This is a genomic window from Bacteroides clarus YIT 12056 (genome assembly GCF_900129655.1).
Lineage (GTDB): Bacteria > Bacteroidota > Bacteroidia > Bacteroidales > Bacteroidaceae > Bacteroides > Bacteroides clarus.
Window position 1 is genome coordinate 457,487 of sequence record NZ_FQWK01000005.1, and the last position, 25,946, is coordinate 483,432.

General features: G+C 51.3%; 17 protein-coding genes. 15 read left to right on the forward strand and 2 right to left on the reverse strand.

Annotation, left to right across the window (positions count from 1 at the left end; translation table 11 throughout):
• The first annotated feature begins 65 nt into the window (after window positions 1-65).
• The 12 genes from ftcD to BUB52_RS11530 all read left to right on the forward strand — a co-directional run bounded on the left by ftcD (window position 66) and on the right by BUB52_RS11530 (window position 15,133).
• Window positions 66-962, forward strand: a complete 897-nt coding sequence (gene ftcD / locus BUB52_RS11475) for a glutamate formimidoyltransferase (RefSeq protein ID WP_009122277.1) — start codon at window positions 66-68, stop codon at window positions 960-962.
• A gap of 29 nt (window positions 963-991) precedes the next feature.
• Window positions 992-2,245, forward strand: coding sequence for an imidazolonepropionase (gene hutI, locus BUB52_RS11480; protein ID WP_009122278.1), 1,254 nt, complete (start codon window positions 992-994; stop codon window positions 2,243-2,245).
• 58 nt (window positions 2,246-2,303) lie between these two features.
• Window positions 2,304-2,933 carry a cyclodeaminase/cyclohydrolase family protein gene (locus BUB52_RS11485; protein WP_009122279.1) on the forward strand — a complete coding sequence of 210 codons (630 nt, stop codon included), beginning with the start codon at window positions 2,304-2,306 and terminating at the stop codon, window positions 2,931-2,933.
• Window positions 2,930-4,426, forward strand: coding sequence for a histidine ammonia-lyase (hutH, locus tag BUB52_RS11490; protein WP_009122280.1), 1,497 nt, complete (start codon window positions 2,930-2,932; stop codon window positions 4,424-4,426). The genes BUB52_RS11485 and hutH overlap by 4 nt, the downstream gene beginning before the upstream one ends.
• A gap of 156 nt (window positions 4,427-4,582) precedes the next feature.
• Window positions 4,583-5,251 carry a TetR/AcrR family transcriptional regulator gene (locus tag BUB52_RS11495; protein WP_009122281.1) on the forward strand — a complete coding sequence of 223 codons (669 nt, stop codon included), beginning with the start codon at window positions 4,583-4,585 and terminating at the stop codon, window positions 5,249-5,251.
• A gap of 18 nt (window positions 5,252-5,269) precedes the next feature.
• The gene (locus BUB52_RS11500; RefSeq protein WP_009122282.1) at window positions 5,270-6,631 is read left to right on the forward strand and encodes a TolC family protein; all 1,362 of its coding nucleotides are present in this window, start codon (window positions 5,270-5,272) and stop codon (window positions 6,629-6,631) included.
• Between the two features lie 15 nt (window positions 6,632-6,646).
• Window positions 6,647-7,663 carry an efflux RND transporter periplasmic adaptor subunit gene (locus tag BUB52_RS11505; protein WP_009122283.1) on the forward strand — a complete coding sequence of 339 codons (1,017 nt, stop codon included), beginning with the start codon at window positions 6,647-6,649 and terminating at the stop codon, window positions 7,661-7,663.
• Between the two features lie 39 nt (window positions 7,664-7,702).
• On the forward strand, window positions 7,703-10,849 hold the full coding sequence (locus BUB52_RS11510; RefSeq protein WP_009122284.1) for an efflux RND transporter permease subunit: 3,147 nt from the start codon (window positions 7,703-7,705) through the stop codon (window positions 10,847-10,849).
• A gap of 24 nt (window positions 10,850-10,873) precedes the next feature.
• Window positions 10,874-11,167 (forward strand): PG0541 family transporter-associated protein, encoded by a 294-nt coding sequence (locus BUB52_RS11515; RefSeq protein ID WP_009122285.1) that lies wholly within the window; start codon window positions 10,874-10,876, stop codon window positions 11,165-11,167.
• 124 nt (window positions 11,168-11,291) lie between these two features.
• Complete coding sequence (locus tag BUB52_RS11520) at window positions 11,292-12,668, forward strand: SGNH/GDSL hydrolase family protein (protein WP_039950821.1); 1,377 nt, start codon at window positions 11,292-11,294, stop codon at window positions 12,666-12,668.
• Complete coding sequence (locus BUB52_RS11525; RefSeq protein ID WP_174263180.1) at window positions 12,652-13,590, forward strand: SGNH/GDSL hydrolase family protein; 939 nt, start codon at window positions 12,652-12,654, stop codon at window positions 13,588-13,590. The genes BUB52_RS11520 and BUB52_RS11525 overlap by 17 nt, the downstream gene beginning before the upstream one ends.
• A 34-nt stretch (window positions 13,591-13,624) precedes the next feature.
• A complete protein-coding gene (locus BUB52_RS11530; protein WP_039950824.1) occupies window positions 13,625-15,133 on the forward strand; it encodes an MBOAT family O-acyltransferase in 1,509 nt (502 codons plus the stop codon).
• 419 nt (window positions 15,134-15,552) lie between these two features.
• Here BUB52_RS11530 and BUB52_RS11535 read toward each other — a convergent pair whose 3' ends face one another.
• Window positions 15,553-17,943 (reverse strand): glycoside hydrolase family 20 protein, encoded by a 2,391-nt coding sequence (locus BUB52_RS11535; RefSeq protein ID WP_073212661.1) that lies wholly within the window; start codon window positions 17,941-17,943, stop codon window positions 15,553-15,555.
• Window positions 17,944-18,028: 85 nt separating this feature from the next.
• Complete coding sequence (locus BUB52_RS11540; protein ID WP_039950826.1) at window positions 18,029-18,865, reverse strand: helix-turn-helix domain-containing protein; 837 nt, start codon at window positions 18,863-18,865, stop codon at window positions 18,029-18,031.
• A 182-nt stretch (window positions 18,866-19,047) separates the two neighbouring features.
• Between BUB52_RS11540 and BUB52_RS11545 the strand changes: the two genes are divergently transcribed.
• From BUB52_RS11545 to BUB52_RS11555, 3 genes are read left to right on the forward strand one after another with little or no spacing between them, the layout of a single operon-like run.
• Window positions 19,048-20,187: an efflux RND transporter periplasmic adaptor subunit gene (locus BUB52_RS11545; protein WP_009122293.1), complete on the forward strand. Its 1,140-nt coding sequence runs from the start codon at window positions 19,048-19,050 to the stop codon at window positions 20,185-20,187.
• A 4-nt stretch (window positions 20,188-20,191) separates the two neighbouring features.
• Entirely contained in the window at window positions 20,192-23,386 is a 3,195-nt protein-coding gene (locus BUB52_RS11550) for an efflux RND transporter permease subunit (RefSeq protein WP_009122294.1), read from the forward strand.
• Window positions 23,387-23,405: 19 nt separating this feature from the next.
• Window positions 23,406-24,785 (forward strand): TolC family protein, encoded by a 1,380-nt coding sequence (locus tag BUB52_RS11555; RefSeq protein WP_039950880.1) that lies wholly within the window; start codon window positions 23,406-23,408, stop codon window positions 24,783-24,785.
• Window positions 24,786-25,946 lie beyond the last annotated feature (1,161 nt).

The window sequence follows — 25,946 nt, forward strand, 5'->3', positions numbered from 1 at the left end:
AAGAATTACCTTGCGGCGCATTTGCATTGCGCAGCCTAATTCTTCATTCTTAACTTAAAAGGGTTATGAATAAAATCGTAGAATGTGTCCCCAATTTCAGTGAGGGACGTGATTTGCAGAAGATAGACCGGATAGTGGCTCCGTTTCGCGGCAGACAAGGCGTGAAGTTGCTGGATTACAGTAATGACGAAGATCATAACCGGCTGGTTGTTACCGTGGTGGGTGAACCCGAACCGCTTCGCGACGCCGTGCTCGAGGCCATCGGCGTGGCTGTGCAGCTTATCGACCTGAACAGGCATCAAGGCCAGCATCCCCGTATGGGAGCTGTGGACGTGGTTCCCTTTATTCCTATCAGGAATGTAACCATGGAAGAAGCCGTTGCGCTTTCCAAAGAAGTGGGCGCGGAAGTGGCAAAACGTTATAATCTGCCTGTCTTCCTTTACGAGAAATCCGCATCGGCGCCTCACAGGGAAAATCTGGCGGCCGTCCGTAAAGGAGAATTCGAGGGAATGGCGGAGAAAATAAAGCTTCCCGAATGGCAGCCCGATTTCGGTCCGGCGGAACGCCATCCTACTGCGGGAACGGTAGCCATCGGCGCACGTATGCCGTTGGTGGCGTATAACATCAATCTCAGCACTCCCAGTCTGGAAATTGCGCACGACATCGCCAAGAAGATACGCTTCATCGGCGGCGGCCTGCGCTACTGCAAGGCTATGGGAGTGGAACTGAAAGACCGGGGGATTACCCAGGTGTCCATCAACATGACCGACTATACTCGTACGGCGCTTTATCGTGCTTTCGAGTTGGTACGCATCGAAGCGCGCCGCTACGGCGTCTGCATCGTGGGCAGTGAGATTATCGGCCTTGTGCCTATGGAAGCGCTGATTGATACGGCTTCCTACTACCTCGGACTGGAGAACTTCTCGATGCGGCAAGTGCTGGAAGCCAGAATAATGGAGTAACTTCCCGATTCTTTTTTAAACCTGAAAATATGACGGAGAACCTTATCATCTTCAATGCCCGTGTCGTGACTCCGGTTGGCTTTTCCGCCCGCCGCGGCAGGGAAATGGAAGAACTTTGTATCATGGATAACGCTACGGTGGAAGTCACCGGCGGCGTCATTACCTACGTAGGCCCCAATCGTGGCGAGGAGCGCGACGGCTATTATCAGCGTTACTGGCATTACAATGCCCGCGGCAAGTGTCTTTTGCCAGGGTTTGTCGATTCGCATACGCATTTCGTCTTTGGCGGGGAGCGTGCCGAAGAGTTTTCCTGGCGGTTGAAGGGTGAAAGCTATATGTCCATTATGGAGCGTGGCGGCGGTATTGTCAGTACGGTGAAAGCTACCCGTGAGTGCAATTTTATCCAGTTGCGCGGTAAGGCGGAAGGATTTTTGAAACAAATGAGCGCTATGGGAGTGACCACCGTCGAGGGCAAAAGCGGATACGGGCTGGACAAAGAAACCGAGCTGCTGCAGCTTCGTGTGATGCGCAGCCTGAATAATGACGAACACAAGCGGGTGGACATCGTTTCCACTTTTCTCGGTGCGCATGCGGTGCCTCAGGAGTATGGCGGACGTACGGACGATTATGTGGATTTCATTATCCGTGAAGTCATGCCCGCCGTCGTCCATAACGGGCTGGCGGAGTTTTGCGATGTCTTTTGCGAGCAAGGCGTGTTCTCCATCGAGCAGTCCCGCCGCTTGCTGACCGCTGCCCGTGAAATGGGGCTGGCCTTGAAACTCCATGCCGACGAAATCGTGCCGTTGGGCGGTGCGGGGCTGGCTGCGGAACTCTCCGCTGTCTCCGCCGACCACTTGCTGCACGCTTCCGATGCCGATATCCGTGCCATGGCAGACAAAGGCACGGTTGCCACATTGCTGCCTCTTACCGCCTTTGCCTTGAAAGAACCGTATGCCCGCGGACGTGAAATGATTGATGCGGGGTGCGCCGTTGCGCTTGCCACCGACCTTAATCCCGGCAGCTGTTTCTCCGGTTCCATCCCGCTGACCTTTGCGCTGGCGTGCATCTATATGAAGATGAGTATCGAGGAAGCCATTACCGCCCTCACGCTGAATGGCGCTGCCGCCTTGAACCGCGCCGACAGCATCGGCAGTATCGAGGTGGGGAAGAAAGGGGATTTTGTAGTGCTGAATACGGACAATTACCATTTTCTGCCCTACTACGTGGGGATGAACTGTGTGCACACCACGGTGAAGGAAGGCGTGCTCTATCCCGTACTCTGAAACAAAGAACTTATGCTTTATACTGAATTACTTTATACTTAATTTACACTTAAATACCATGTTAGTCGATTTAACACTCAAAGAGTTTTTGAATAAAGTGGCGGGCAGCGATCCCGTCCCCGGTGGCGGCAGTATCGCCGCCTTGAACGGAGCTATTGCCTCGGCTTTGGCGGCAATGGTTGCCAACCTTACTATCGGCAAGAAAGGCTATGAGGAGCATGAAGAACTGATGCAACACATCGCCGGCGTGGCTTTGCAAGAGCAAAATACCTTTATCGAGGATATTGACCGCGATTCCGAAGCCTACGACAGCGTGTTTGCCTGCTTCAAGATGCCGAAAGCCACCGATGAAGAAAAGGCCGCCCGCAGCGCTGCCATTCAGGAAGCTACCAAGTTTGCCGCGCTTGTGCCCATGCAGGTGGCCCGCAATGCCTACGAACTGATGACCGTCATCATGGATGTAGCCCGCTTGGGAAACCGCAATGCCGTAACCGATGCCTGTGTGGCGATGATGTCCGCCCGTTCCGCCGTATTGGGAGCGCTGATGAATGTGCGCATCAACCTCGGTTCGCTGAAAGATAAGGAGTTTGCGGCCAAGCTGCAAACCGAAGCCGCCGAACTGGAGCGCCTTGCCTGCGCCAAAGAAAAAGAATTGTTGGACGAAATCAATGAGGAACTCAAAGTATGAAGAATGTCTACCATGTCGGTTCGGGCGAACTGACTTTCGACCTTATCGAACGCATCATCAACGAGAACCTGAAACTCGAGTTGGCTCCCGAGGCCAAAGAGCGCATACAGAAATGCCGCGACTACCTGGATAAGAAAACGGCCGAGTCCGCAGAACCTCTGTACGGCATAACCACCGGGTTCGGCTCCTTGTGCAGCAAAAACATCTCACAGGATGAGCTGGGCACTTTGCAGGAAAACCTCATCAAAAGCCATGCTTGCAGCGTGGGTGAAGAAATCCGTCCGGTCATCATCAAACTGATGATGTTGCTCAAGGCGCATGCACTGTCTTTGGGGCATAGCGGTGTGCAGGTCATTACCGTGCAGCGCATCCTCGACTTTTTCAATAACGACGTGATGCCTATCGTCTATGACCGCGGCTCGCTCGGAGCTTCGGGCGACCTTGCGCCGCTTGCCAATCTTTTCCTGCCCCTTATCGGTGTGGGCGATGTGTACTACAAAGGCCGGAAGCGCGAAGCGATCAGCGTACTCGATGAATTCGGCTGGGAACCCGTCAAGCTGATGAGCAAAGAGGGACTTGCCCTGTTGAACGGTACGCAATTCATGAGCGCCAACGGTGTCTTTGCCATTCTTAAAGCCTTCCGCCTCTCCAAGAAAGCCGACTTAATAGCCGCTCTTTCGTTGGAAGCCTTTGACGGCCGTATCGACCCTTTCATGGATTGCATCCAGCAAATTCGTCCCCATAAAGGACAAATCGAGACGGGAGAGAACTTCCGCAAACTCTTGGAAGGCAGCGAACTCATAGCCCGTCCCGGCAAGCATGTGCAAGACCCGTATTCTTTCCGTTGCATTCCTCAGGTGCATGGGGCGACAAAAGATGCCATCCGCTATGTCTCCTCAGTCTTGTTAACGGAAATTAATTCCGTAACGGACAACCCCACCATCTTCCCCGACGAAGACCGTATCATTTCGGGTGGAAACTTCCACGGCCAGCCGTTGGCTATTTCGTATGATTTTTTGGGCATCGCCCTTGCCGAGTTGGGGAATATTTCCGAACGCCGTATCGCTCAGCTTATCATGGGACTGCGCGGACTGCCGGAATTCCTGGTTGCCAACCCCGGTTTGAACTCGGGATTTATGATTCCCCAATATGCCGCCGCTTCTATGGTAAGTCAGAACAAAATGTACTGTTATGCCGCCAGCAGCGATTCCATCGTCTCCAGCAACGGACAAGAAGACCATGTAAGCATGGGTGCCAATGCCGCCACGAAGCTCTATCGCATCATGGACAACCTGGAGCACATCCTTTCCATCGAACTGATGAATGCCGCGCAGGGCATCGACTTCCGCCGTCCGCAAAAAACTTCACCCGTTTTGGAACGTTTCCTGCACGAATACCGCAAGGAAGTTCCTTTCGTGAAAGACGACATTGTAATGTATAAAGAAATTCATAAAACTGTGGCGTTCCTCAGTCGGACTAAGTTCGATTATTAGGAATCTTCCCAATAAATCTGCCATAACCCTAATTTTTATTAATCGTTTAACAAAAGAAAGAAAACTTAATTGGTGAATTGAGTTTTCTTTCTATATTTGCTTCGTTTTATTCCGAAAATGAATAAAAAGAGTTTTTGAACTTTAAAAGGAAGAGAAATGAGCGAATATACCAAGCACCTTACTCCCCGCCCTGAATTGAGGGAACGGATTATTGAGACTGCGGTGGAAGCTTTTTCTGCGCACGGTATTAAAAGTATTACAATGGATGATATTGCGACTTCATTGGGTATTTCCAAACGTACCCTTTATGAAGTTTTTTCTGACAAGGAAACCTTGTTGGAGGAGTGCATTCTGAAAGGTCAGAAAGAAGGGGATGAGTTTCTGAGAAATGTGCTTGCCACATCCGAAAACGTATTGGAAGTACTGCTGAAATGCTACCAACGCAGTATCGAGCAGTTCCATGCCACCAACAAGAAGTTTTTTGAGGACATCAAGAAGTACCCCAAAGCTTATGAGCTGATGACGAACCGACACAACCAGGACTCGGAAGAGACGGTAAATTTCTTTAAAGAAGGCGTGAAGCAAGGCATCTTCCGCGATGATGTGAATTTTGCCATCATCAACCTGTTGGTAAGGGAGCAGATTGATGTGTTGATGAATACGGACATTTGCAAAGAATATTCTTTCCTTGAAGTTTACGAATCCATCATGTTCACTTTCCTGCGGGGAATCTCTACGGAGAAAGGCGCGCATGAGTTGGAGGTGTTTATCCGGGAATACCGAAAAAAGACAATCACCGGAAATAACGAGACAGAGAACGATTAGAAAACGATTAATTGCTTTATGAAGATGCAGAGATTTTTTGAGGGTAAGAAATGGATGTTGGCTGTTGCCATACTATTGGCGGGCGGCTATACACGAGCACAAGGGACGCAAGATACCTTGACCCTGAACCTTGACAAAGCCTTGGAGATTGCTTTGAGCGACAATCCCACCATTAAAGTGGCGGAAGAGGAGATTGCTCTCAAGAAAGTAAGCCATAAAGAGGCTTGGCAAAACTTATTGCCGGAAGCAAGTATTTCGGGCACGATGAGCCATACCATTACGGCGCCGCAGTTCAGTATCGGCGACCAGACCGTGAAGATGGGTAAGGATAAGGCGAATACCGCTACCGGGACGTTGAATATCAGTCTGCCTTTGTTTGCTCCGGCTGTGTATCGGGCCATGTCGATGACAAAGACGGATATAGAACTGGCTGTGGAGAAGTCGCGGGCTTCCAAGCAAGACCTGGTGAATCAGGTGACCAAGGCCTATTACCAGTTGATGCTGACCCAGGACTCATACGATGTGTTGCAGAAAAGCTATAAACTGGCGGAAGACAATTATAACATCGTCAATGCCAAGTATCGGCAGGGTACTGTCAGCGAATTCGATAAGATTACCGCCGAGGTGCAGATGCGCAGCGTGAAACCGAGTGTCATCTCTGCCGGGAATGCCGTGACGCTTTCCAAACTGCAGCTTAAAGTGCTGATGGGCATTACCGCCGATGTGGATATTAAGATTGACGATAGTCTGGCGGCCTATGAGGGAGTGGTGTTTGCCAACCAGCTGGACAATACGGTTCACGAGGGTTTGGTGAACAATACTACCATGAAGCAGTTGGAGTTGAATCGCCTGATGCTTCAGAAGAACATCAAGTCGCTGCGCACCAACTTCATGCCGACGTTGGGTCTGGGCTATTCGTATCAATATCAGTCCATGAATAACGACAGTTGGAATGTCTTTAATTATAACTATGGAAGCAGTTCTTCTCTGGTATTCAGCCTGAGCATTCCTTTATATAAGGCAAGTAACTTCACGAAGCTGAAGTCCAATCGCATTCAGATGCGCCAGTTAGACCAGAACCGTCTGGACACGGAACGTAAGCTGAATATGCAGATTACGAGCTATCAGGATAATATGTCGGCCAGTTCCGAGCAGGTATCCAGCAACAAAGAAAATGTGATGCAGGCCGAAAAGGCGGTGCAGATTGCCGGTAAACGCTACGAGGTAGGTAAGGGAACCGTGCTCGAGCTGAATACCTCGCAAGTGCAGCTCACCGAAGCGGAACTTACTTACAACCAATCCATATACGATTATCTGGTGGCTAAGGCCGACCTCGACCAGGTGTTGGGAAGAGACTACATCATCAAAAATCAGAAATAAAATAAGAACAACGATATGAAAAAAAGTTTTCAATTGATTGCCCTGCTTGCAGTAGCACTGTTGGGCGCTTGCAGCGGCGGAAAGGACAAAGCTGTTGCTGAACAGGTGGATGAAAAGCCGAGAGTGAAGCTGGCGGATGTAAAAGCGCGTCCGGTAGAGCAGATTCATGAGTACACAGCTACCGTAGAAGCAGAGGTAAAGAACAATATAGCCCCTTCCTCCCCGGTGCGTATCGACAGAATATTGGTGGAAGTGGGCGACCGCGTATCCAAAGGCCAGAAGCTGGTCAGCATGGATGAGGCGAACCTGAAACAAACCAAGTTCCAGCTGGACAACCAGGAGATTGAGTTCAAACGTATGGACGAGCTGTACAAAGTAGGCGGCGCGTCCAAGTCGGAATGGGATGCGGCCAAAATGGCTTTGGATATCAAGGAAACGGCGTACCGCAACCTGCTGGAAAATACTTCGCTGCTCAGCCCGATAAACGGTGTCGTAACAGCCCGCAACTATGACAGCGGCGACATGTACAGCGGCGGCGAACCGGTATTGGTGGTGGAACAGATTACTCCGGTGAAGTTGCTCATCAACGTGTCCGAAACCTACTTCACCCAAGTCAGGAAAGGCGCTCCGGTAGCGGTGAAGCTGGATGTCTACGGTGACGAACCCTTTGAAGGCTATATCAGTCTGGTTTATCCTACGGTAGACCCGAACACCCGTACTTTCCCCGTAGAGATTAAACTCGCCAATAAAGACCGGCGCGTACGTCCGGGAATGTTTGCCCGCGCCACGCTTAATTTCGGTACCAAAGACAATGTAGTTGTACCCGATTTGGCTATCGTGAAGCAATCCGGCTCCGGCGACCGCTATGTATATGTGTACAAAGACGGTAAGGTTACTTACAACAAGGTGGAACTCGGCCGCCGCATGGGTGCTGAATACGAGCTGGTTTCCGGCGTGCCCGATAATTCACGGGTAGTTATAGCCGGGCAGACCAAGCTGGTCAACGGTATGGAAGTAGAGGTGGAAAAATAATTCTTCATTCATCATTCTTAATTCTTAATTAAAAAGAGTATGAGTTTATACGAAGGTGCGGTTAAGAAACCGATTATGACTTCGCTCTGCTTCCTGGCAGTGGTGATATTTGGTCTGTTTTCTTTGTCAAAGTTGCCTATCGACTTGTATCCGGACATTGATACGAACACGATTATGGTAATGACGGCCTATCCGGGAGCGAGTGCTTCGGATATTGAGAACAACGTGACCCGTCCGTTGGAAAATGTTTTGAACTCTGTCAGCGATTTGAAGCACATCACTTCCCGTTCTTCGGAGAATATGTCGTTGATTACGCTGGAGTTTGAGTTCGGCAATGATATCGACGTGCTGACAAACGATGTGCGCGACAAGCTGGATATGGTAAGTTCCGAACTTCCCGATGATGCGGAAAATCCCATCATCTTCAAGTTCAGCACGGATATGATTCCTATCGTGCTGCTGTCCGTACAGGCCAACGAGAGCCAGTCGGCGCTTTATAAGATTCTGGACGACCGTGTGGTAAATCCTTTGGCGCGTATTCCCGGTGTGGGTACGGTGTCCATCAGTGGTGCGCCGCAACGTGAAATCCAGGTGTATTGCGACCCTTACAAGCTGGAAGCGTACAATCTGAGCATCGAAACCATCAGTTCCATAATCGGGGCGGAGAACAAGAACATACCGGGCGGTAACTTCGACATCGGTAACGAAACCTATTCGTTGCGTGTGGAAGGTGAGTTCGACGACTCCCGTCAGTTGGCGGATGTGGTTGTAGGCACATACAATGGCGCTACGGTCTATCTGCGCGATGTTGCTCGGATTGTGGATACCGTGGAAGAGCGTGCGCAGGAAACCTACAACAACGGTGTGCAGGGCGCTATGATTGTCGTTCAGAAGCAGTCGGGCGCCAATTCCGTGGAAATCTCTAAGAAAGTGCAGGACGCGCTGCCCCGCTTGCAGAAGAACTTGCCGAGCGACGTGAAGCTGGGCGTCATAGTCGATACGTCCGAGAATATCCTGAATACAATCGACAGTTTGACGGAAACGGTACTGTATGCCTTGCTGTTCGTTGTCATCGTGGTGTTCCTGTTCTTGGGACGCTGGCGTGCCACGCTGATTATCTGTATTACGATTCCGCTCTCTCTGATTGCTTCGTTCATATACCTTGCCATTTCGGGGAATACGATTAATATCATTTCGCTTTCGTCACTCTCCATAGCCATCGGTATGGTGGTGGACGATGCCATTGTGGTGTTGGAGAACGTCACGACACACATCGAGCGCGGTTCCGATCCCAAGCAGGCGTCCGTTCACGGTACGAACGAGGTGGCGATTTCCGTAATCGCTTCTACGCTGACGATGATTGCCGTGTTCTTCCCGCTGACGATGGTTACCGGTATGTCCGGCGTGCTGTTCAAACAGTTGGGCTGGATGATGTGCGCCATTATGTTCGTCTCCACCGTTGCGGCCCTGACGCTTACGCCGATGCTCTGTTCGCAGTTGCTGCGTTTGCAGCGTAAGCAGTCCAAGGTGTTCCGGATATTCTTCGGACCGATAGAGCGTACGCTGGACGGCTTGGACAACTGGTACGCACGTATGTTGAACTGGGCGGTGCGTCACCGTATGTCGGTACTTCTCGGTTGCGTGGTATTCTTCATCTTGAGTTTGTTCTGCGCAAAGTCCATCGGTACCGAGTTCTTCCCGGCGCAGGACAACGCGCGTATTGCCGTACAGCTGGAGTTGCCCATCGGTACCCGTAAAGAGGTGGCGCAGGAAGTTTCGGAGAAGCTGACCAACCAATGGCTGCAAAAGTATAAAGGCGTCATGAAGATATGTAACTATACCGTGGGACAGGCCGACTCGGATAATACCTGGGCTTCCATGCAGGACAACGGTTCGCATATCATCTCCTTTAATATCAGCTTGGTAGACCCGGGCGACCGTGACGTGACGCTGGAAGCCGTCTGCGACGAGATGCGCGAGGACCTGAAAGCTTATCCTGAGTTCAGCAAGGCGCAGGTAATCCTCGGCGGCAGCAATACGGGTATGTCTGCCCAGGCATCCGCCGACTTCGAGGTCTACGGTTACAGCATGGAGGAGACCGATAGCGTTGCCGCCCGTCTGAAACGTGAGCTGCTGAATGTGAAAGGCGTGTCCGAAGTCAACATCAGCCGTAGCGATTACCAGCCCGAATACCAGGTTGACTTCGACCGCGAGAAGCTGGCGCTTCACGGACTGAACCTGTCTACCGCCGCTACCTACCTGCGTAACCGTATCAATGGCGCGACAGCTTCCAAATATCGTGAGGACGGTGACGAATACGACATCAAAGTGCGTTATGCCCCCGAATTCCGTACCAGCCTCGAGAGTATTGAAAACATTCTGGTGTACAATGCCAAGGGTGAAGGTATCCGCATCAAAGACCTCGGAACGGTCGTGGAACGCTTTGCTCCGCCTACCATCGAGCGTAAAGACCGCGAGCGTATCGTGACGGTATCCGCCGTTATTTCCGGCGCTCCGCTGGGCGACGTGGTGGCTGCGGGTAATACCATCATAGATAAGATAGAGAAACCGTCCGACATCACCATTCAGATATCGGGTTCTTACGAAGACCAGCAGGATTCGTTCCGCGATTTGGGAACATTGGGCGTGTTGATAATCATTCTTGTGTTCATCGTAATGGCCGCCCAGTTCGAGTCGCTGACCTATCCGTTCATCCTTATCCTCTCGGTTCCGTTCGCCATGAGCGGTGTGCTGATGGCGCTGTTCATCACCAATACCACGCTGAGTGTGATGAGCTTGCTGGGTAGCATCATGTTGATAGGTATTGTGGTGAAGAACGGTATCGTGCTCATCGACTATACGATTCTCTGCCGTGAGCGCGGACAGTCGGTGCTGAATGCGGTGGTTACGGCGGGCAAGAGCCGTCTCCGTCCGGTGTTGATGACGACCATGACTACCATTCTCGGTATGATTCCGATGGCTGTCAGTACCGGTCAGGGTTCTGAGATGTGGAGTCCGATGGCGATTGCCGTAATCGGCGGTCTGACGATTTCTACCATCCTGACGTTGATTTATGTGCCCACCATGTACTGTATCTTCGGTGGTGTCGGCATCAAACGTCAGCGTCGCAAGATGCAGAAGCAGCTGAACGCTTACTTTGAAGAACAGAAACAGACTAATAATTAACAGCAGATATTTAACAGTTGAATAATGAAATCAGTATTAATCACATTCGATCAAGCATATTACGAGCGCATTATCGCTACGCTCGACAGGCTGAATTGCCGGGGCTTCACTTATTGGGAGCAGGTTCGCGGACGCGGTTCCAAAACCGGAGACCCTCATTACGGCAGCCATGCCTGGCCTTCCATGTGTTCCGCCATTCTTACAATGGTGGAAGACGGAAAGGTGGACTCCCTGCTGGAAGTCCTTCACAACATGGATAAGCAAACCGAGCAATTAGGGCTTCGGGCATTTGTCTGGAACATAGAGAAGACCATCTGAGGTTTTCCGTGGCATGAACGGCAGTTATCCTCATGGGAAAAAGATATTTCCCGTGAGGATAATTCTTTTTTGCGGGAAGATATTTATTTTCATCCGATTCTCTATCTTTGCGCCCGGATTGGTTATGGAAAAGAGCGTTTTGAAACATACAGGTTGGTTGATGCTTATTGTGGTGGCCTTGCTTTTGCTGATGAGCCTGTTGCCGGGAGCCACGATAGGGCGTTATGTGTTGAGGCGGGTAGACATACTTGGCGATGTGCGTCCCGTGCCGGAAGTCGTGAGCGAGCCCGACAGTCTGCTGCCGCCACCCCCGACAGTGAAGCCGGCCTTTGTAGACACCTGTCGAAGCGGCATGACCTGCATTGAAGATTACAGCGACTCCACCCTGCGCGGCATGACACCTTTTTATCGTGCGTTGGACGAGCTGGCGACCCATCCCCGCCTGGTACGCGTCGCCTACTTCGGAGATTCTTTCATCGAGGCGGATATCCTTACGGCCGACCTGCGCGCCATGTTGCAGGAACGTTATGGCGGATGCGGGGTAGGCTTCGTCACGATTACTTCCATGACCAACGGCTACCGTCCCACGGTGCGGCACAACTTCAGCGGCTGGCAGAGCCATTCCGTCATGGATTCCGTATTCTTCGACCGTAGTAAACAGGGCATTTCGGGACACTATTTCATTCCGCATCCCGGCGCCTACGTGGAACTTCGCGGACAGAAGAACTACGCATCCCGGCTCGATACCTGCGAACACGCTTCCATCTTCTTTTATAATAAAGGCGAAGTCACCCTCTCGGCGTCCGTCAACAAGGGAGAGCCGCAGACCGAAACATTCCCGCCCACGGGCGAACTCCGTGAAATGGATGTGACGGGACACATCGGTTCTGTACGCTGGAAAGTGGAAAGCGCCGATTCCACCTTATTCTACGGACTGGCCATGGACGGCACGCAAGGAATTATTGTGGATAACTTCTCGCTCCGCGGCAGCTCCGGCCTGTCTTTGCGCTCCGTACCCGTATGGATGATGCGCGAATTCAACGAGCAGCGTCCTTATGATTTGATAATCCTTCAGTATGGACTGAATGTCGCAACGGAACGCGGACGGAACTACGACCGCTACCGCGACGGCATGGCAACCACCATTGCCCACCTGAAGAACGCTTTTCCGCAAGCGGGTATCCTCATCGTCAGCGTGGGCGACCGCGAGTATAAAACCGAAGAAGGCGACCTGCGTACCATGCCCGGTATCAAGAACTTAGTCCGTTACCAGCAGAACCTGGCCGCCGACAGCGGAGTGGCCTTCTGGAATATGTTCGAGGCGATGGGCGGCGAGGGCAGTATGGCGGATATGGTACATGCCAAGCCCTCTTTGGCCAATTACGATTATACGCATATCAACTTCCGTGGCGGCAGGCATCTGGCCGGATTGCTTTATGAGGCGTTGATTTACGGTAAAGAACAATACGACAGGAGGCGTGCCTATGAAGCGGAACCATAAAAGGTATTTACGATCGGGCGACTTACGATTTGCTGTTTGCTGCGTGGTGTTGACTTTGCTTTTTCTGCCGCTGCGGCGAGCCTGTGCCCAAGATGCGCTTCCGGGTTGTCCCCGGCTTCAGGAAACGGCGTTTGATTGCGACACGCTTATGGTCTGCGGACAGCGTACGGATACCCTGCCCGTTCCTCTCATCGCCCTGCCCGCAGCCTTTCGGCAACTGGGCGGGAACGAGCTGATAGACAGTGTCGGCATTCTGAAACCCTTTTGGGAGAAGCTGCGCATGCTCCGTCTGGGCATCGCTACCGATACGATACGTATTGTACATGTGGGCGACAGCCATATCCGCGGCCATATCTTTCCCGAAACCACGGGCGGGCGGCTTCAGCAAACATTCGGCGCATTGTCTTATACGGACGTGGGAATAAACGGTGCCTTTTGCGTAACCTTTACCCGTCCGGAGCGTGTGGCGGATATCGCCGCGCTGCGTCCCGACCTCGTCATTCTCTCCTTTGGAACGAACGAGAGCCACAACCGGCGATACAGCTCCATGCTGCACTACCGGCAGATGGACGAACTGGTGCGCATGCTTCGTGACAGGCTGCCCGGCATCCCGATGCTGATGACTACCCCGCCCGGTTCGTACGAGAGTTTCCGTCAGCGACGTCGCAGACGTACTTATAAGATTAATCCCCGCACCTCTGTTGCCGTGCAGACCATCCGCCGCTTTGCCGATGCCAACGGACTGGCCGTGTGGGATATGTACGAGGCTTTCGGCGGTGTCCGCCGGGCCTGCCTCAATTGGCGGGAAGCGGGACTGATGCGTCCCGACCATGTGCATTATCTCCCGGAAGGGTATGTATTGCAGGGCGAAATGTTCTATCGCGCCTTGCTGAAAGCGTATAATGACTATTGCAGCCAGTGAATGTATTTTAACTCATTAAGCCGTAAACCGACCGATGTGGAATATTAGCGAACTTCCGAACAAACTGAATATAGACCTTACCCGCCTGCACGACTTGCTCGTGTACGACCCGCACGCGCCGATGATATTCAGCAGCGGTATTTTCCTGTGGCTGTTTGCCGCCTTTATCGTGTTCTACCTGCTTTTGCAGCATCGTACCACCGCCCGCCTGATGTTCGTAACCCTGTTTTCTTACTACTTCTATTATAAAAGCAGCGGTACGTATTTCTTTCTGCTCGCCATCGTTACAGTGAGCGACTTCCTCATAGCCCGCCTTATGGCGCATGCCACTGCGCGTTGGCTGCGTAAAACATGGGTTTTCCTTAGTTTGACAATCAATCTGGGATTGCTGTGTTACTTTAAATATACGAATTTCCTGGGCGACTTCTTTGCTTCGCTGACGGGCGGCACGTTTACCGCCATGGACATATTCCTTCCCGTGGGCATATCATTCTTCACTTTCCAGTCGCTGAGTTACACGATTGATGTGTATCGCAAGGAGATAACGCCCCTCACCAATCTGCTGGACTATGCGTTCTACGTATCTTTCTTCCCGCAGTTGGTGGCAGGGCCTATCGTGCGCGCACGCGACTTTATCCCGCAAATCCGCCGTCCGCTGTTCGTTTCCGGAGAGATGTTCGGCAGGGGCGTCTTCTTGATTGTAAGCGGACTGTTCAAGAAAGCGGTTATCTCGGACTATATCAGCATCAACTTTGTGGAGCGCATCTTCGATAATCCGACTTTGTATTCGGGCGTGGAAAATCTTATGGGCGTTTACGGCTATGCGCTCCAAATCTATTGCGATTTCTCCGGGTACAGCGATATGGCTATCGGCATTGCCTTGCTGCTGGGCTTCCACTTCAATATGAACTTCGATTCGCCTTATAAGTCGGCATCCATTACGGAGTTTTGGCGTCGTTGGCATATTTCGCTTTCCAGTTGGCTGCGCGATTATCTCTATATCTCTCTGGGCGGCAACCGTAAAGGTAAGATACGCCAGTACGCCAACCTTATTATCACCATGTTCCTGGGCGGTTTGTGGCATGGGGCTTCCTGGAATTTCGTCTTTTGGGGCATGTTGCATGGTGTTGCTCTGGCAGCCCATAAGTTCTGGATGGGCATTACCGGCAGGAAGAAAGGCGAACGCAGTCATGGCATCCGCCGTTTCTTCGGCACCGTTATCACGTTCCACTTCGTTTGCTTCTGTTGGATATTCTTCCGCAATGCCGATTTCTCCACTTCGCTGGATATGCTGAGGCAGATATTCACTACTTTCCGTCCCGGACTTTTCCCGCAGCTGGTGGAGGGGTATTGGGAAGTGTTTGCATTGATGGGGCTCGGTTTCTTCCTGCATTTCGTTCCGGACAGTTGGGAGCATGCTTGCAGCAAGGCGGTGGTTCGTCTGCCGTTGGTAGGGAAGGCGTTGCTGCTGGTTGCCATGGTCTATCTGGTTATTCAGATGAAGAGTTCGGAGATACAACCGTTCATTTACTTCCAGTTCTGAGAAGTGCAGAAACTAAAACCCGCTTACTTGAGTAACTGTTTTGATTCTTTTTGTCAGGTTTTCTCAGAAGTCTGATTTGAAAATTCATCTGATAGGGAACTCATCTGATAGGGTAACTCATCAGATTGGTTAATTAAGCAGATTTGATGATTCATCCGACCTGACAAAACCTAAGCCTGAAAGGCTTTTATCATATAGCCCGGGGTAACACCCCGGGTATGTGAATACCATTAATATTGCGCCCTGTAAGGGCAAAAGGCTAATATTCAATGATTCTGCCCTTACAGGGCGCAGAATACCGGGAACATTTATACCCGGGGTGTTACCCCGGGCTATATGATAAAAGGCTTTCAGCCTTAGGTTACTTCATTATTAACTTCCGATTCTCATTATTGAGAAACTGTTTGGATGCCTTCCTCTTATTCCACTACGATTTCATCAATGAACAGGAACGGTATTTTTCCTTCTCCCGGATGTCCTTTGGGCAGGGCGGGCGTACGCTTAATCAGTACCTTGACATAGCGTGCTTTTACGGGTTCAAAGGTAATCCCGTAGCTCTCCACCGCTTTCTTGCGGCTGTCCGTTTCGGCCGGGAAGTCTTTGCTTGCCACTTCACGGAAACTCTTATTATCGTCCGACACTGATACCGTCAACCCCGTACATCCTGCAATCCAGGCGCTCATATCTACTACGGCATGGGTAGCGACACGTTTTATTTCCGGTAATCCGGCAGTGTTCCCGGCAGTTGCATTTCCGGTCGGTGAGCCGAGGTCGATGACGGCCGTCACATCTCCGTCTATAAAGCCAATCCAGTCGCCCGTGGCATAGTTGTCGTTGCCGCTCATGCCGTCTACCAGAGTGGCGGCACCCTTAAAGGCATATTTCGGGGCGGGCTGCGTGCCTGTTAACTCAATCGGCCGGAAAGTGGCTTTATTGAAATTGATGCTTCTTGCTATCACCTTGCTTCTCCCTTCGGGACGGATGGCGACGGCACGCAGGTCGGCGGATTGCCGGATCGCTATTCCGGTTCCGTTGTACCGCTGCGAGGCTGTGGTGGGTTCGGTGCCGTCCAAAGTATAGTAGGCGGGGGCGTTGTCGATGGTGCGCAATGTGGCCACTACGGCTCCGTTACCCTCTTCGGTTTCCTCTTGGGTCGTGGTGAATTTGGCCTGGATGTCGAATATATGTTTGGCGTAGTTCATGCCGTCCCGTTGATATAGCTCCATGAGGCGAGGCAGGCGTCTGGTGAAGTCGGCGTAATCTTTCTTTTCGGGCTGCGTCCACTGCACTTCGGCAAGGGCGGCCATACGCGGCAGTACCATATACTCTACATGCTCCGTTGTGGCGATGTATTCCGTCCACAGGTTGGCCTGTGCGCCGAGGATATGCTTGGCCTGTTCGTCGGTGAGCGAGGCGGTAGGGTCGAGGCTGTACACTTTCTCCACCGGTACGTAACCTCCTATGCCGAGGGGTTCGTCTTTGGTATCGGCGGTTTGGAAATAGTCGAAGTAGCAATATACGTTGGGCGTCATAATCACGTCGTGTCCCAACCGGGCGGCTTTGATGCCGCCGGATGTGCCGCGCCAGGACATAACGGTGGCGTTCGGCGCCACGTCACCTTCCAAAATCTCATCCCAGCCGATAATCTGCCGTCCTTTGCTGTTGAGGAACTTTTCGATACGTGTCATGCAGTAGCTTTGCAGGCGGTCTTCGGCCGTATGCCGTTTGTCTGCTTTCAAGCCTTCCGCTTGGATGCGCGCCTGACATTTGGGACACTTCGCCCAGCGGGAACGGGGAGCTTCGTCTCCGCCGATATGTACAAACCTGGAAGGGAATATTTCGGTGATTTCCGCCATTACGTCTTCGAGGAACTGCATGGTCTTTTCGTTGCCGATGCATAATACATCCTCAAAGATGCCCCAGTCGGGAGATACTTCGTACGGTCCGCCCGTACATCCCATATCGGGGTAGGCGGCTAAGGCGGCAAGCATGTGTCCGGGCAGGTCTACTTCGGGAATCACGGTGATGTAACGCTCTTGCGCGTACTTCACAATCTCTTTGGCTTGTTCCTGCGTATAGAAGCCGCCGTACGGGGTGTTGTCGTATTCCCCGCTTCTTGCTTTGCCGATGACGGTGCGGTTGCGCATGGAGCCGATTTCCGTCAGCTTCGGATATTTCTTTATTTCGATTCGCCAGCCCTGGTCGTCCGTCAGGTGCCAGTGGAAGGTATTCATGTTGTGCAGCGCCAGCAGGTCGATATACTCTTTTACGAATTCGAGAGGGAAGAAGTGCCGGCATACGTCGAGATGCATGCCGCGGTATGCAAAGCGGGGTTCGTCTTTGATGTTGCCTGCCGGTATCGAGATATCGGCTCCCTGCGCTGCGGCGGGGATGGATTTCCGTAATGTCTGGCAGCCGTAGAATACGCCGTTCTCTGTCCGGCCGTTGATTCGGATGCCTTCGGAAGTTGTTGTCAGCGTATAGCCTTCTTTGCCGGCAATGTCCGCGTCGAGGCCTAAGCCGATCGCGTTCTTCACCGTTTCGCCCTCTTTCAAGGCTTTTACCCGGGGCGCATATCCGGTGGATTGACGGATGTATCCGGACAGAAATTCCGCATTGCGTTTCAGCAAGGCATTGCCTTCGGGGTAGGTGATGGAAACGCTTTTGCTTAATAGGAACGGCTTTTCCTGCGTCAGACTGACCTCTTGGGGGAGAGGAATTACTTGGTAATCGGCTTCTTTCTCCGCCCGGCACGAAGTGCATGCCAGGGCTACGACGCCTGCAAGGAGTACGTGGTTAAGTTTTGTCATCATAGATTTGATTGGTTTTTAATAAGTTTCCCACAAATATATGGAAAAAACACTTATGGACGGAACTCAGCCACGCTTTTCTTCATCATGCCTTTTTGGCCCGGAACGCCTTGGGCGACATGCCTGTGTGTTTCTTGAAGAATCGCCCGAAGAATGACTGATCGGGGAAACGGTATTTTTCGGCTATCTCTTTCAGCGACAGTCCGGTGGACTGCAAAGCCACTTTGAGTTCCAGTATAAGAAAGTCGTCTATGATTTCTTTGGCGGTTGTCTTTCCCATTTCTTTGGTGATGGCGGAGAGATACCGGGTGGATATGCAGAGTTGTTCGGCATAAAACGCGACGTCCCTCTGGGTGACGCAATGTGTATGTACCAGATTAATGAACTTTTTGAACAATTCATCTTTCCGGTTGCTTCCCTCTATCTGTTCCTGTGTAAAGAGCCGTTGCACCTTGTCGTACGTATCCAAAAAGAATATCTGGAGCAGGTTTTGAGCGATGGTTTGTTGAAAACGGTTGGCGGAATCTTTGTAAATTGCATTACTGGCTTCAATAAGTCCCGTTATGGAACGCAAGGCTTCTTTTTCCGTATGAGTATAGCAGGCATTCTCCTTCAGAAAGTGGATAAACGGCGGGTCGAGGCGGAAGCAGGCAGCCTTGAACATCTCGTCCGAATAGGCGAAATAGTGTATCCGGAAGTCCTTACTCGCCGATGTGAGGGAGAAGATGGAGTTGGGTAATATCATTATGTTTGTATTGGGAACGATGTGGTAGCGTTCCAAATCAATCGTGATATCCGCCTCTCCGCTGATGCAAAACATAAGCGCTCCATTGGGCAATTTGATGAGGCGTTTGTAAAAAAACTCCAGATTGTCCGTTCCGGCTCTGAACGGTTCTGCTTGGGTTGTCAATAGTGGATTCATCTTTTCTGATAGTCGTTGATTTACGTCGGCAAATGTACCGGTTCTTTTTGGTTTATTAAATAGCCTGTTCCGAATTTGAACAATCGCGTACGTCCTATGAACTGAGTTTTTGTTCAGAAACGGCATACCTTTGCCCCCGACTTTCAAAGTTATCAGTAAATCACTTTTAAGATAAAAAGAGTATGACAACAAAAAAGAGTATGATGAAACAGATGATAACCGTCATCTGCAGTGCAACATTGGCAGCCTGCGGCAACGCTCCTGCCGTACAAACCCGGTCGGAATATCAGGTGATGGATATCACTACATCCGACAAAGAATTGCAAACAACTTATTCGGCGGCTATCCGCGGACGACAGGACATCGACATTTACCCGCAGGTGTCGGGAACGCTCACCCGGCTTTGTGTGGAAGAAGGGCAGGCTGTGCGCAAGGGACAGATATTGTTTATCATCGACCAAGTGCCGTATATAGCGGCTCTGCGTACTGCCGAGGCTAATGTGGAGGCGGCAAAGGCCGGTGTGGCGACTTCCCAACTGACATACGACAGCAAGCGGGAACTCTATGCCCAGAAGGTTGTTTCCGAGTTCGATTTGAAGACATCCCATAACAGTTTGCTGAGTGCCAAAGCGCAGTTGGCGCAGGCGGAAGCCCAGCGGATAAACGCCGCCAACAACCTTTCGTATACAGAGGTGAAAAGTCCTGCCGACGGAGTGGTCGGCACATTGCCCTATCGGGTGGGAACGCTGGTCAGCTCCGGTATGCCGAAGCCGCTGACAACCGTTTCGGACAATTCCGATATGTACGTTTACTTCTCCATGACGGAGAACCAGATGCTGGAACTTACCCGCCGGTACGGTTCCAAAGACAGGGCTTTGGCGGAGATGCCCGCCGTCAGCCTGCAACTGAACGACCGTTCCACCTATCCTCAGGAAGGAAAGATAGAAACGATAAGCGGTGTAATCGACACTTCCACGGGTACGGTAAGCCTGCGCGCCGTCTTTCCCAATAAGGACGGATTGCTTACGAGCGGCGGTTCGGGTAATGTCATTGTTCCCCTAAAGAAAGAGGACTGTATCGTTATTCCGCAGGCGGCCACCTACGAATTGCAGGATAAGGTGTTCGTCTACAAGGTTGTGGACGGCAAGGCGCAGTCCGCTCCCGTACAGGTGACGCGCGTCAACGGCGGACAGGAATATATCGTAGAGAACGGTTTGCAGGTAGGCGACGTGATTGTCGTCGAAGGTGTGGGACTGCTGCGCGAGGGTACGCCTGTCGTGGCTAAGCCGGCATCGGATAATCAACAGGTAAAGGAGGGATAATCTTATGAATCTTAGAACATTTATAGAACGCCCGGTTCTTTCGGCGGTCATCTCCATCACGATTGTCATTCTGGGCATCATCGGTTTGTTTACGCTCCCTGTGGAGCAATATCCGGATATTGCGCCGCCTACCATCATGGTGAGCACCACCTACTACGGTGCAAGCGCCGAAACTCTTCAGAAGAGTGTAATCGCTCCGTTGGAAGAGGCTATAAACGGTGTGGAAGACATGACTTACATGACTTCTACCGCCAGTAATGCGGGTACGGTGTCCATTACCGTTTACTTCAAACAAGGTACGGACCCCGATATGGCGGCGGTCAACGTGCAGAACCGTGTTTCCAAGGCTACGGGACAGCTCCCCGCCGAAGTAACGCAGGTGGGCGTAACCACCAGCAAGCGGCAGACCAGTATCTTGCAGATGTTCTCCCTGCACAGCCCCGATGACTCTTACGACGAGAACTTCCTTGCCAACTATATCAGTATCAACCTGAAACCGCAGATTCTCCGTATCTCCGGCGTGGGCGATATGATGATTATGGGCGGTGATTACAGTATGCGCATCTGGATGAAACCCGATATCATGGCGCAGTACAAGCTGATACCTTCGGATGTGACGGCGGTACTGGCGGAGCAGAATATCGAGTCGGCCACGGGTTCGTTCGGCGAGAATTCCGACGAGACCTACCAATACACGATGAAATATACGGGACGTCTCATCACCCCCGAAGAGTTTGGCGATATCGTTATCCGTTCTACGGAAGACGGCGAGGTGCTGAAGCTGAAAGATATCGCCGACGTGGAGCTGGGCAAGGACAGTTATGCTTATAAAGGTACCATGGACGGTCATGCAGGTATCTCTTGCATGATATTCCAGACGGCGGGTTCCAATGCGACGGAGGTAAACAGGCAGATTGACGAGCTGTTGGAAGAAGTGAGCAAGGATTTGCCGAAAGGGGTGGAGCTTACTCAGATGATGTCCAGCAACGACTTCCTGTTCGCGTCCATTCACGAGGTGGTAAAGACATTGATTGAGGCTATTCTTCTGGTTATTCTGGTGGTATATGTTTTCTTGCAGGACATCCGTTCCACGCTGATTCCGTTGGTGGGTATCATCGTGTCACTGATAGGCACGTTCGCTTTCATGTCGGTGGCGGGTTTCAGCATCAACCTGATTACGTTGTTCGCGCTGGTTCTGGTTATCGGTACGGTGGTGGACGATGCCATCGTTGTGGTAGAGGCGGTGCAGGCACGTTTCGACGTGGGGTATAAGTCCTCTTATATGGCAAGTATCGATGCGATGAAAGGTATCTCGAATGCCGTTATCACATCCTCTCTGGTGTTCATGGCCGTATTTATTCCGGTGTCGTTCATGGGCGGCACGTCCGGTACGTTCTATACGCAGTTCGGTTTGACAATGGCGGTGGCGGTAGGTATCTCGGCGGTGAATGCCCTTACCCTGAGTCCGGCTCTTTGCGCTTTGTTGCTGAAGCCGTATATCAATGAGGACGGTACGCAGAAGCAGAATTTTGCCGCCCGTTTCCGTAAAGCGTTCAATGCCGCGTTCGACATTCTTGTGGAGAAGTATAAGAAGATTGTGCTGCTGTTCATCAAACGCCGCTGGCTGTCATGGTCGCTGCTGGCATGTTCCGTTGTATTGCTGGTGTTCCTGATGAATACCACCAAGACGGGTCTGGTTCCCGATGAAGACCAGGGAGTGCTGTTTGTCAATGTGAGCACCGCGCCGGGCAGTTCCCTGAAAACCACCAACGACATAATGGACCGTATCGAGCAACGCTTGGAAGGTATTCCGCAGAAACTGCACTTGCAGAAAGTGGCGGGTTACGGTCTGTTGTCCGGGCAGGGCAACTCCTTCGGTATGATTATCCTCAAGCTGAAGCCGTGGGATGAGCGTACGGACGATGAAGACCAGGTACAGGCTGTTATCAACCAGATTTATGCCCGTACGGCGGACATCAAGGATGCAACCGTTTTTGCCATTGCTCCGGGTATGATTCCGGGTTACGGTATGGGTAACGCTCTCGACCTGAACATACAAGACAAGCAGGGGGGCGATATCAATACCTTCTTCCGGACCACCCAGCAATATCTGGGCGTGCTGAACCAGCGTCCCGAAATCTCCATGGCCTACTCTACGTTCGATGTGCGCTATCCGCAGTGGACGGTGCAGGTGGACGCTTCCAAATGCAAGCGTGCGGGCATTACGCCCGACCAGGTGCTGGCTACGCTCTCCGGTTACTATGGCGGGCAGTATGTATCCAACTTCAACCGTTTCTCCAAGGTGTACAAGGTAATGATACAGGCCGACCCGAAATTCCGTATGGACGAGGCGTCGCTCGACAATGCTTTTGTGCGTATGTCCAATGGCGAGATGGCGCCTTTGAGCCAGTTCGTTTCACTGACACGTTCGTATGGCGCGGAGTCGTTGAGCCGTTTCAATATGTTCAACTCCATTGCGGTGAATGCCATGCCTGCCGAGGGATACAGTACGGGTGACGCTATCCGTGCCGTACAGGAGACTGCGGCGGAGGCGCTTCCCAAAGGTTACGGTTACGACTTTGGCGGCATCACCCGTGAGGAAAGCCAGCAGAGCGGCACCACGGTTATCATCTTCGGTATCTGTATCCTGATGATTTACCTTATTCTGAGTGCGCTCTATGAGAGTTTTATCGTGCCGTTTGCCGTAATCTTCGCCGTTCCGGTAGGTTTGATGGGCAGCTTCCTGTTCGCCAAGCTGATGGGATTGGAGAATAACATCTACCTGCAGACGGGTTTGATTATGCTGATCGGTTTGCTTGCCAAGACCGCTATCTTGCTGACGGAGTATGCTGCCGAGCGCCGCAAGGCGGGTATGGGGCTTATCGCTTCGGCTGTCAGCGCCGCCAAAGCCCGTTTGCGTCCTATCCTCATGACCGCGCTCACCATGATATTCGGTTTGCTGCCGCTGATGGTGGCCACCGGTGTGGGTGCCAACGGTAACCGTTCGCTCGGTACGGGAGCTGTGGGCGGTATGGTAATCGGTACGCTGGCATTGCTTTTTATTGTTCCCGCCCTGTTCGTCACCTTCCAATGGCTGCAAGAGCGTCTCCGTCCCGCACAGGCCGTACAGACGCAGGATTGGCAGATTGAGGAGGAAATGGAAGTGAGCAAGCACGAGATAGAAGATGCGCATAAATGATAATATTAAGACCATAACAATGAAGATAAAACTCATAACTTTATCCGTCTCCTGCCTGTTACTGAGCAGTTGCGGTATCTATACCACCTATGAACGCCCTTCCGATATCAATACCGATGGGCTATACGGACAGGATTTGAATGAAGAGGCCGTTGCCGTTGATACTGCCTCTATCGCATCCTTGTCCTGGCGTGAGTTGTTCACCGATTCACATCTGCAAACGCTCATCGAACACGCTTTGCAGAGTAATACCGATTTGCTTTCAGCCCAACAGCGTATCAAGGAAGCCGAGGCTACTCTTTCTTCGGCGAAGTTGGCTTATCTGCCCTCGTTTATGCTCACTCCCCAGGGCGGTGTCAGTAGTTTCGACAAGTCGAAAGGCTCATGGACTTATACCGGTATCGCTTCCGCCAGTTGGGAAATCGACATTTTCGGTAAGCTGACGAATGCCAAACGCCGTTCCAAAGCTCTCTATCTTCAGAGCCTGGAGTACGAACAAGCTGTCAGTACTTCCCTGATAGCCAATGTCGCCAATCTTTATTATACCTTGCTGATGCTCGACGAGCAATACCGTATTTCCGAGGAAACCGCCGTCAACTGGCGCGAAAGCGTACGTACCATGCGTGCCATGATGGCTGCCGGTATGACGAATGAAGCGTCCGTCTCCCAGTCCGAAGCCAACTGCCGTCAGGTTGAGGCTTCTTTGCTGGACTTGAAGCAGCAGATTAAGGAAGTGGAGAACAGTCTTTCCATTCTTCTCGGAGAAGTGCCGGGCGGGATAGAGCGCGGTCACCTTGCCGGGCAGGACTTTCCCGAAGAGTTGACGGTAGGGGTGCCTTTGCAGCTCCTTTCCCGTCGTCCGGACGTAAAGAGTGCGGAACTTTCTTTGGCGTCTGCCTTTTACAGTACCAATGCGGCACGTTCTGCGTTTTATCCGTCCATCACGTTGAGCGGTACGGCAGGCTGGACAAACTCTGCCGGGAATATGATTATCAATCCCGGCAAGTTATTGCTTTCCGCTGTGGGGGCATTGACGCAACCTCTGTTTAATAAAGGCTTGAACATTGCACAACTGAAGATAGCCAAAGCCCAGCAGGAAGAGGCGAAGCTCGCCTTTCAGCAGGCTTTGCTCAATGCGGGCAGTGAGGTGAATAACGCTCTTACGCAGGTGCAGACCGCACGCGGCAAGACGGAGTTGCGTACCGGACAGATTACTTCTTTGGAAAATGCCGTTCGCAGCACACAGCTTCTGATGCAGCACGGTACTTCCACTTATCTGGAAGTTCTCACCGCGCAGCAGTCTTTGCTGTCTGCGCAGCTGACGCAGGTAGCCGATCGCTTTGATGAAATACAGGGAATTATTAATTTGTATCAGGCGCTTGGCGGCGGAAGAGATTAATCAATAGTAGTTTTACATACTCTCTCTCGTTTTTATTCTCTCACCCCTTCGCTTTTCCGGGTCTCTCGGAAGTGAAGGGGTTCTTTTTTGCTTTTTCCGCTTTTGTTTGTTTTCTTCTTCTTCTTTTACTACTACTCTGTTGTTGCGGCTTTTCCTCTGTTGCTTTCTTTGACTTTTTCTCATAAAAAAAGGCTATCTCTCCCAGACAGCCAATCTTTTTTTGTTAACCTTAAATCTAATACTATGAAAAACACACTGCAAAGATACTTCTTTGTCCGTATTCTCCAAACTTTTGGGAGCAATCCTTTCTTTTTATAACATGCTTTAGCTGCGTGATATTTCCGTTAACATTTAACATAATACCTGTTTCCCCTTTAACTTATACAAACCCCGGCCGTTGATACAGGCCACTGGCGTATAGGCATGGACTCTGACGGTTTTATAGTGATTGGCGTCCTGCATGGCCAATGATGTCCGGCCGCACGAGTGATCTGGTCTGTTGATAAAGCTTATAGGTCAAGTCTCATCACGGCTCTAAGCAAGGAAAGGCCATGCCTGACTGTACATGCCATACAGTTCTTTGAAGGAGATGGATATGCGGCAAACTAATCTTACCCCGCCCGTGTTCTTTTCGTACCACGGCTGTTGTATGCAAAGAACACAGGTGAGGTAATTAAGTACCACTGCCGTGGTACGAATAGTTCTTTATATTTTTGTTTCTTACTTCCGTTGACGCCAGCGTTTACCTTTCCGTTATTTCAGAACTGTTCTTCCTTGTTTTTCAATAAACCATTGGCTTATTGAAAAGCGTGCATTTCTAAGGATGTACTCCTTGTGTATGCATTGTCTACGCGCCCGCCTACGTGCCCGCATGCACGTGCGCATATATTATAATGTGTCCCTTGCTTTCATCAGCCTGTTCCCTGTTCTGTTTTATGCTCTACAACATCTTTACTAATCAGCGAGTTAGGAAAAAGTTTCAAAAATATTGGGAAAAATTGAAAGATATATTTGGTGCGTATTCTAAAAAGCCCTACTTTTGCATCCGCTTTCGAGAACGGGAGCAGCGTTTGATTGACATTCTGACAGAAACGGAGTAAGAACCCTTACTTTTTTCTTCCTTAACCGGCTGGTTTCTTTCGAAACTTTCCCCTTTAAAAA

Bases quoted from the DNA above. Each gene is read 5' to 3' on its own strand.
- ftcD (WP_009122277.1), top strand. From the start codon at position 66: ATGAATAAAATCGTAGAATGTGTCCCCAATTTCAGTGAGGGACGTGAT.
- hutI (WP_009122278.1), top strand. From the start codon at position 992: ATGACGGAGAACCTTATCATCTTCAATGCCCGTGTCGTGACTCCGGTT.
- BUB52_RS11485 (WP_009122279.1), top strand. From the start codon at position 2,304: ATGTTAGTCGATTTAACACTCAAAGAGTTTTTGAATAAAGTGGCGGGC.
- hutH (WP_009122280.1), top strand. From the start codon at position 2,930: ATGAAGAATGTCTACCATGTCGGTTCGGGCGAACTGACTTTCGACCTT.
- BUB52_RS11495 (WP_009122281.1), top strand. From the start codon at position 4,583: ATGAGCGAATATACCAAGCACCTTACTCCCCGCCCTGAATTGAGGGAA.
- BUB52_RS11500 (WP_009122282.1), top strand. From the start codon at position 5,270: ATGAAGATGCAGAGATTTTTTGAGGGTAAGAAATGGATGTTGGCTGTT.
- BUB52_RS11505 (WP_009122283.1), top strand. From the start codon at position 6,647: ATGAAAAAAAGTTTTCAATTGATTGCCCTGCTTGCAGTAGCACTGTTG.
- BUB52_RS11510 (WP_009122284.1), top strand. From the start codon at position 7,703: ATGAGTTTATACGAAGGTGCGGTTAAGAAACCGATTATGACTTCGCTC.
- BUB52_RS11515 (WP_009122285.1), top strand. From the start codon at position 10,874: ATGAAATCAGTATTAATCACATTCGATCAAGCATATTACGAGCGCATT.
- BUB52_RS11520 (WP_039950821.1), top strand. From the start codon at position 11,292: ATGGAAAAGAGCGTTTTGAAACATACAGGTTGGTTGATGCTTATTGTG.
- BUB52_RS11525 (WP_174263180.1), top strand. From the start codon at position 12,652: ATGAAGCGGAACCATAAAAGGTATTTACGATCGGGCGACTTACGATTT.
- BUB52_RS11530 (WP_039950824.1), top strand. From the start codon at position 13,625: ATGTGGAATATTAGCGAACTTCCGAACAAACTGAATATAGACCTTACC.
- BUB52_RS11535 (WP_073212661.1), bottom strand. From the start codon at position 17,943: ATGACAAAACTTAACCACGTACTCCTTGCAGGCGTCGTAGCCCTGGCA.
- BUB52_RS11540 (WP_039950826.1), bottom strand. From the start codon at position 18,865: ATGAATCCACTATTGACAACCCAAGCAGAACCGTTCAGAGCCGGAACG.
- BUB52_RS11545 (WP_009122293.1), top strand. From the start codon at position 19,048: ATGACAACAAAAAAGAGTATGATGAAACAGATGATAACCGTCATCTGC.
- BUB52_RS11550 (WP_009122294.1), top strand. From the start codon at position 20,192: ATGAATCTTAGAACATTTATAGAACGCCCGGTTCTTTCGGCGGTCATC.
- BUB52_RS11555 (WP_039950880.1), top strand. From the start codon at position 23,406: ATGAAGATAAAACTCATAACTTTATCCGTCTCCTGCCTGTTACTGAGC.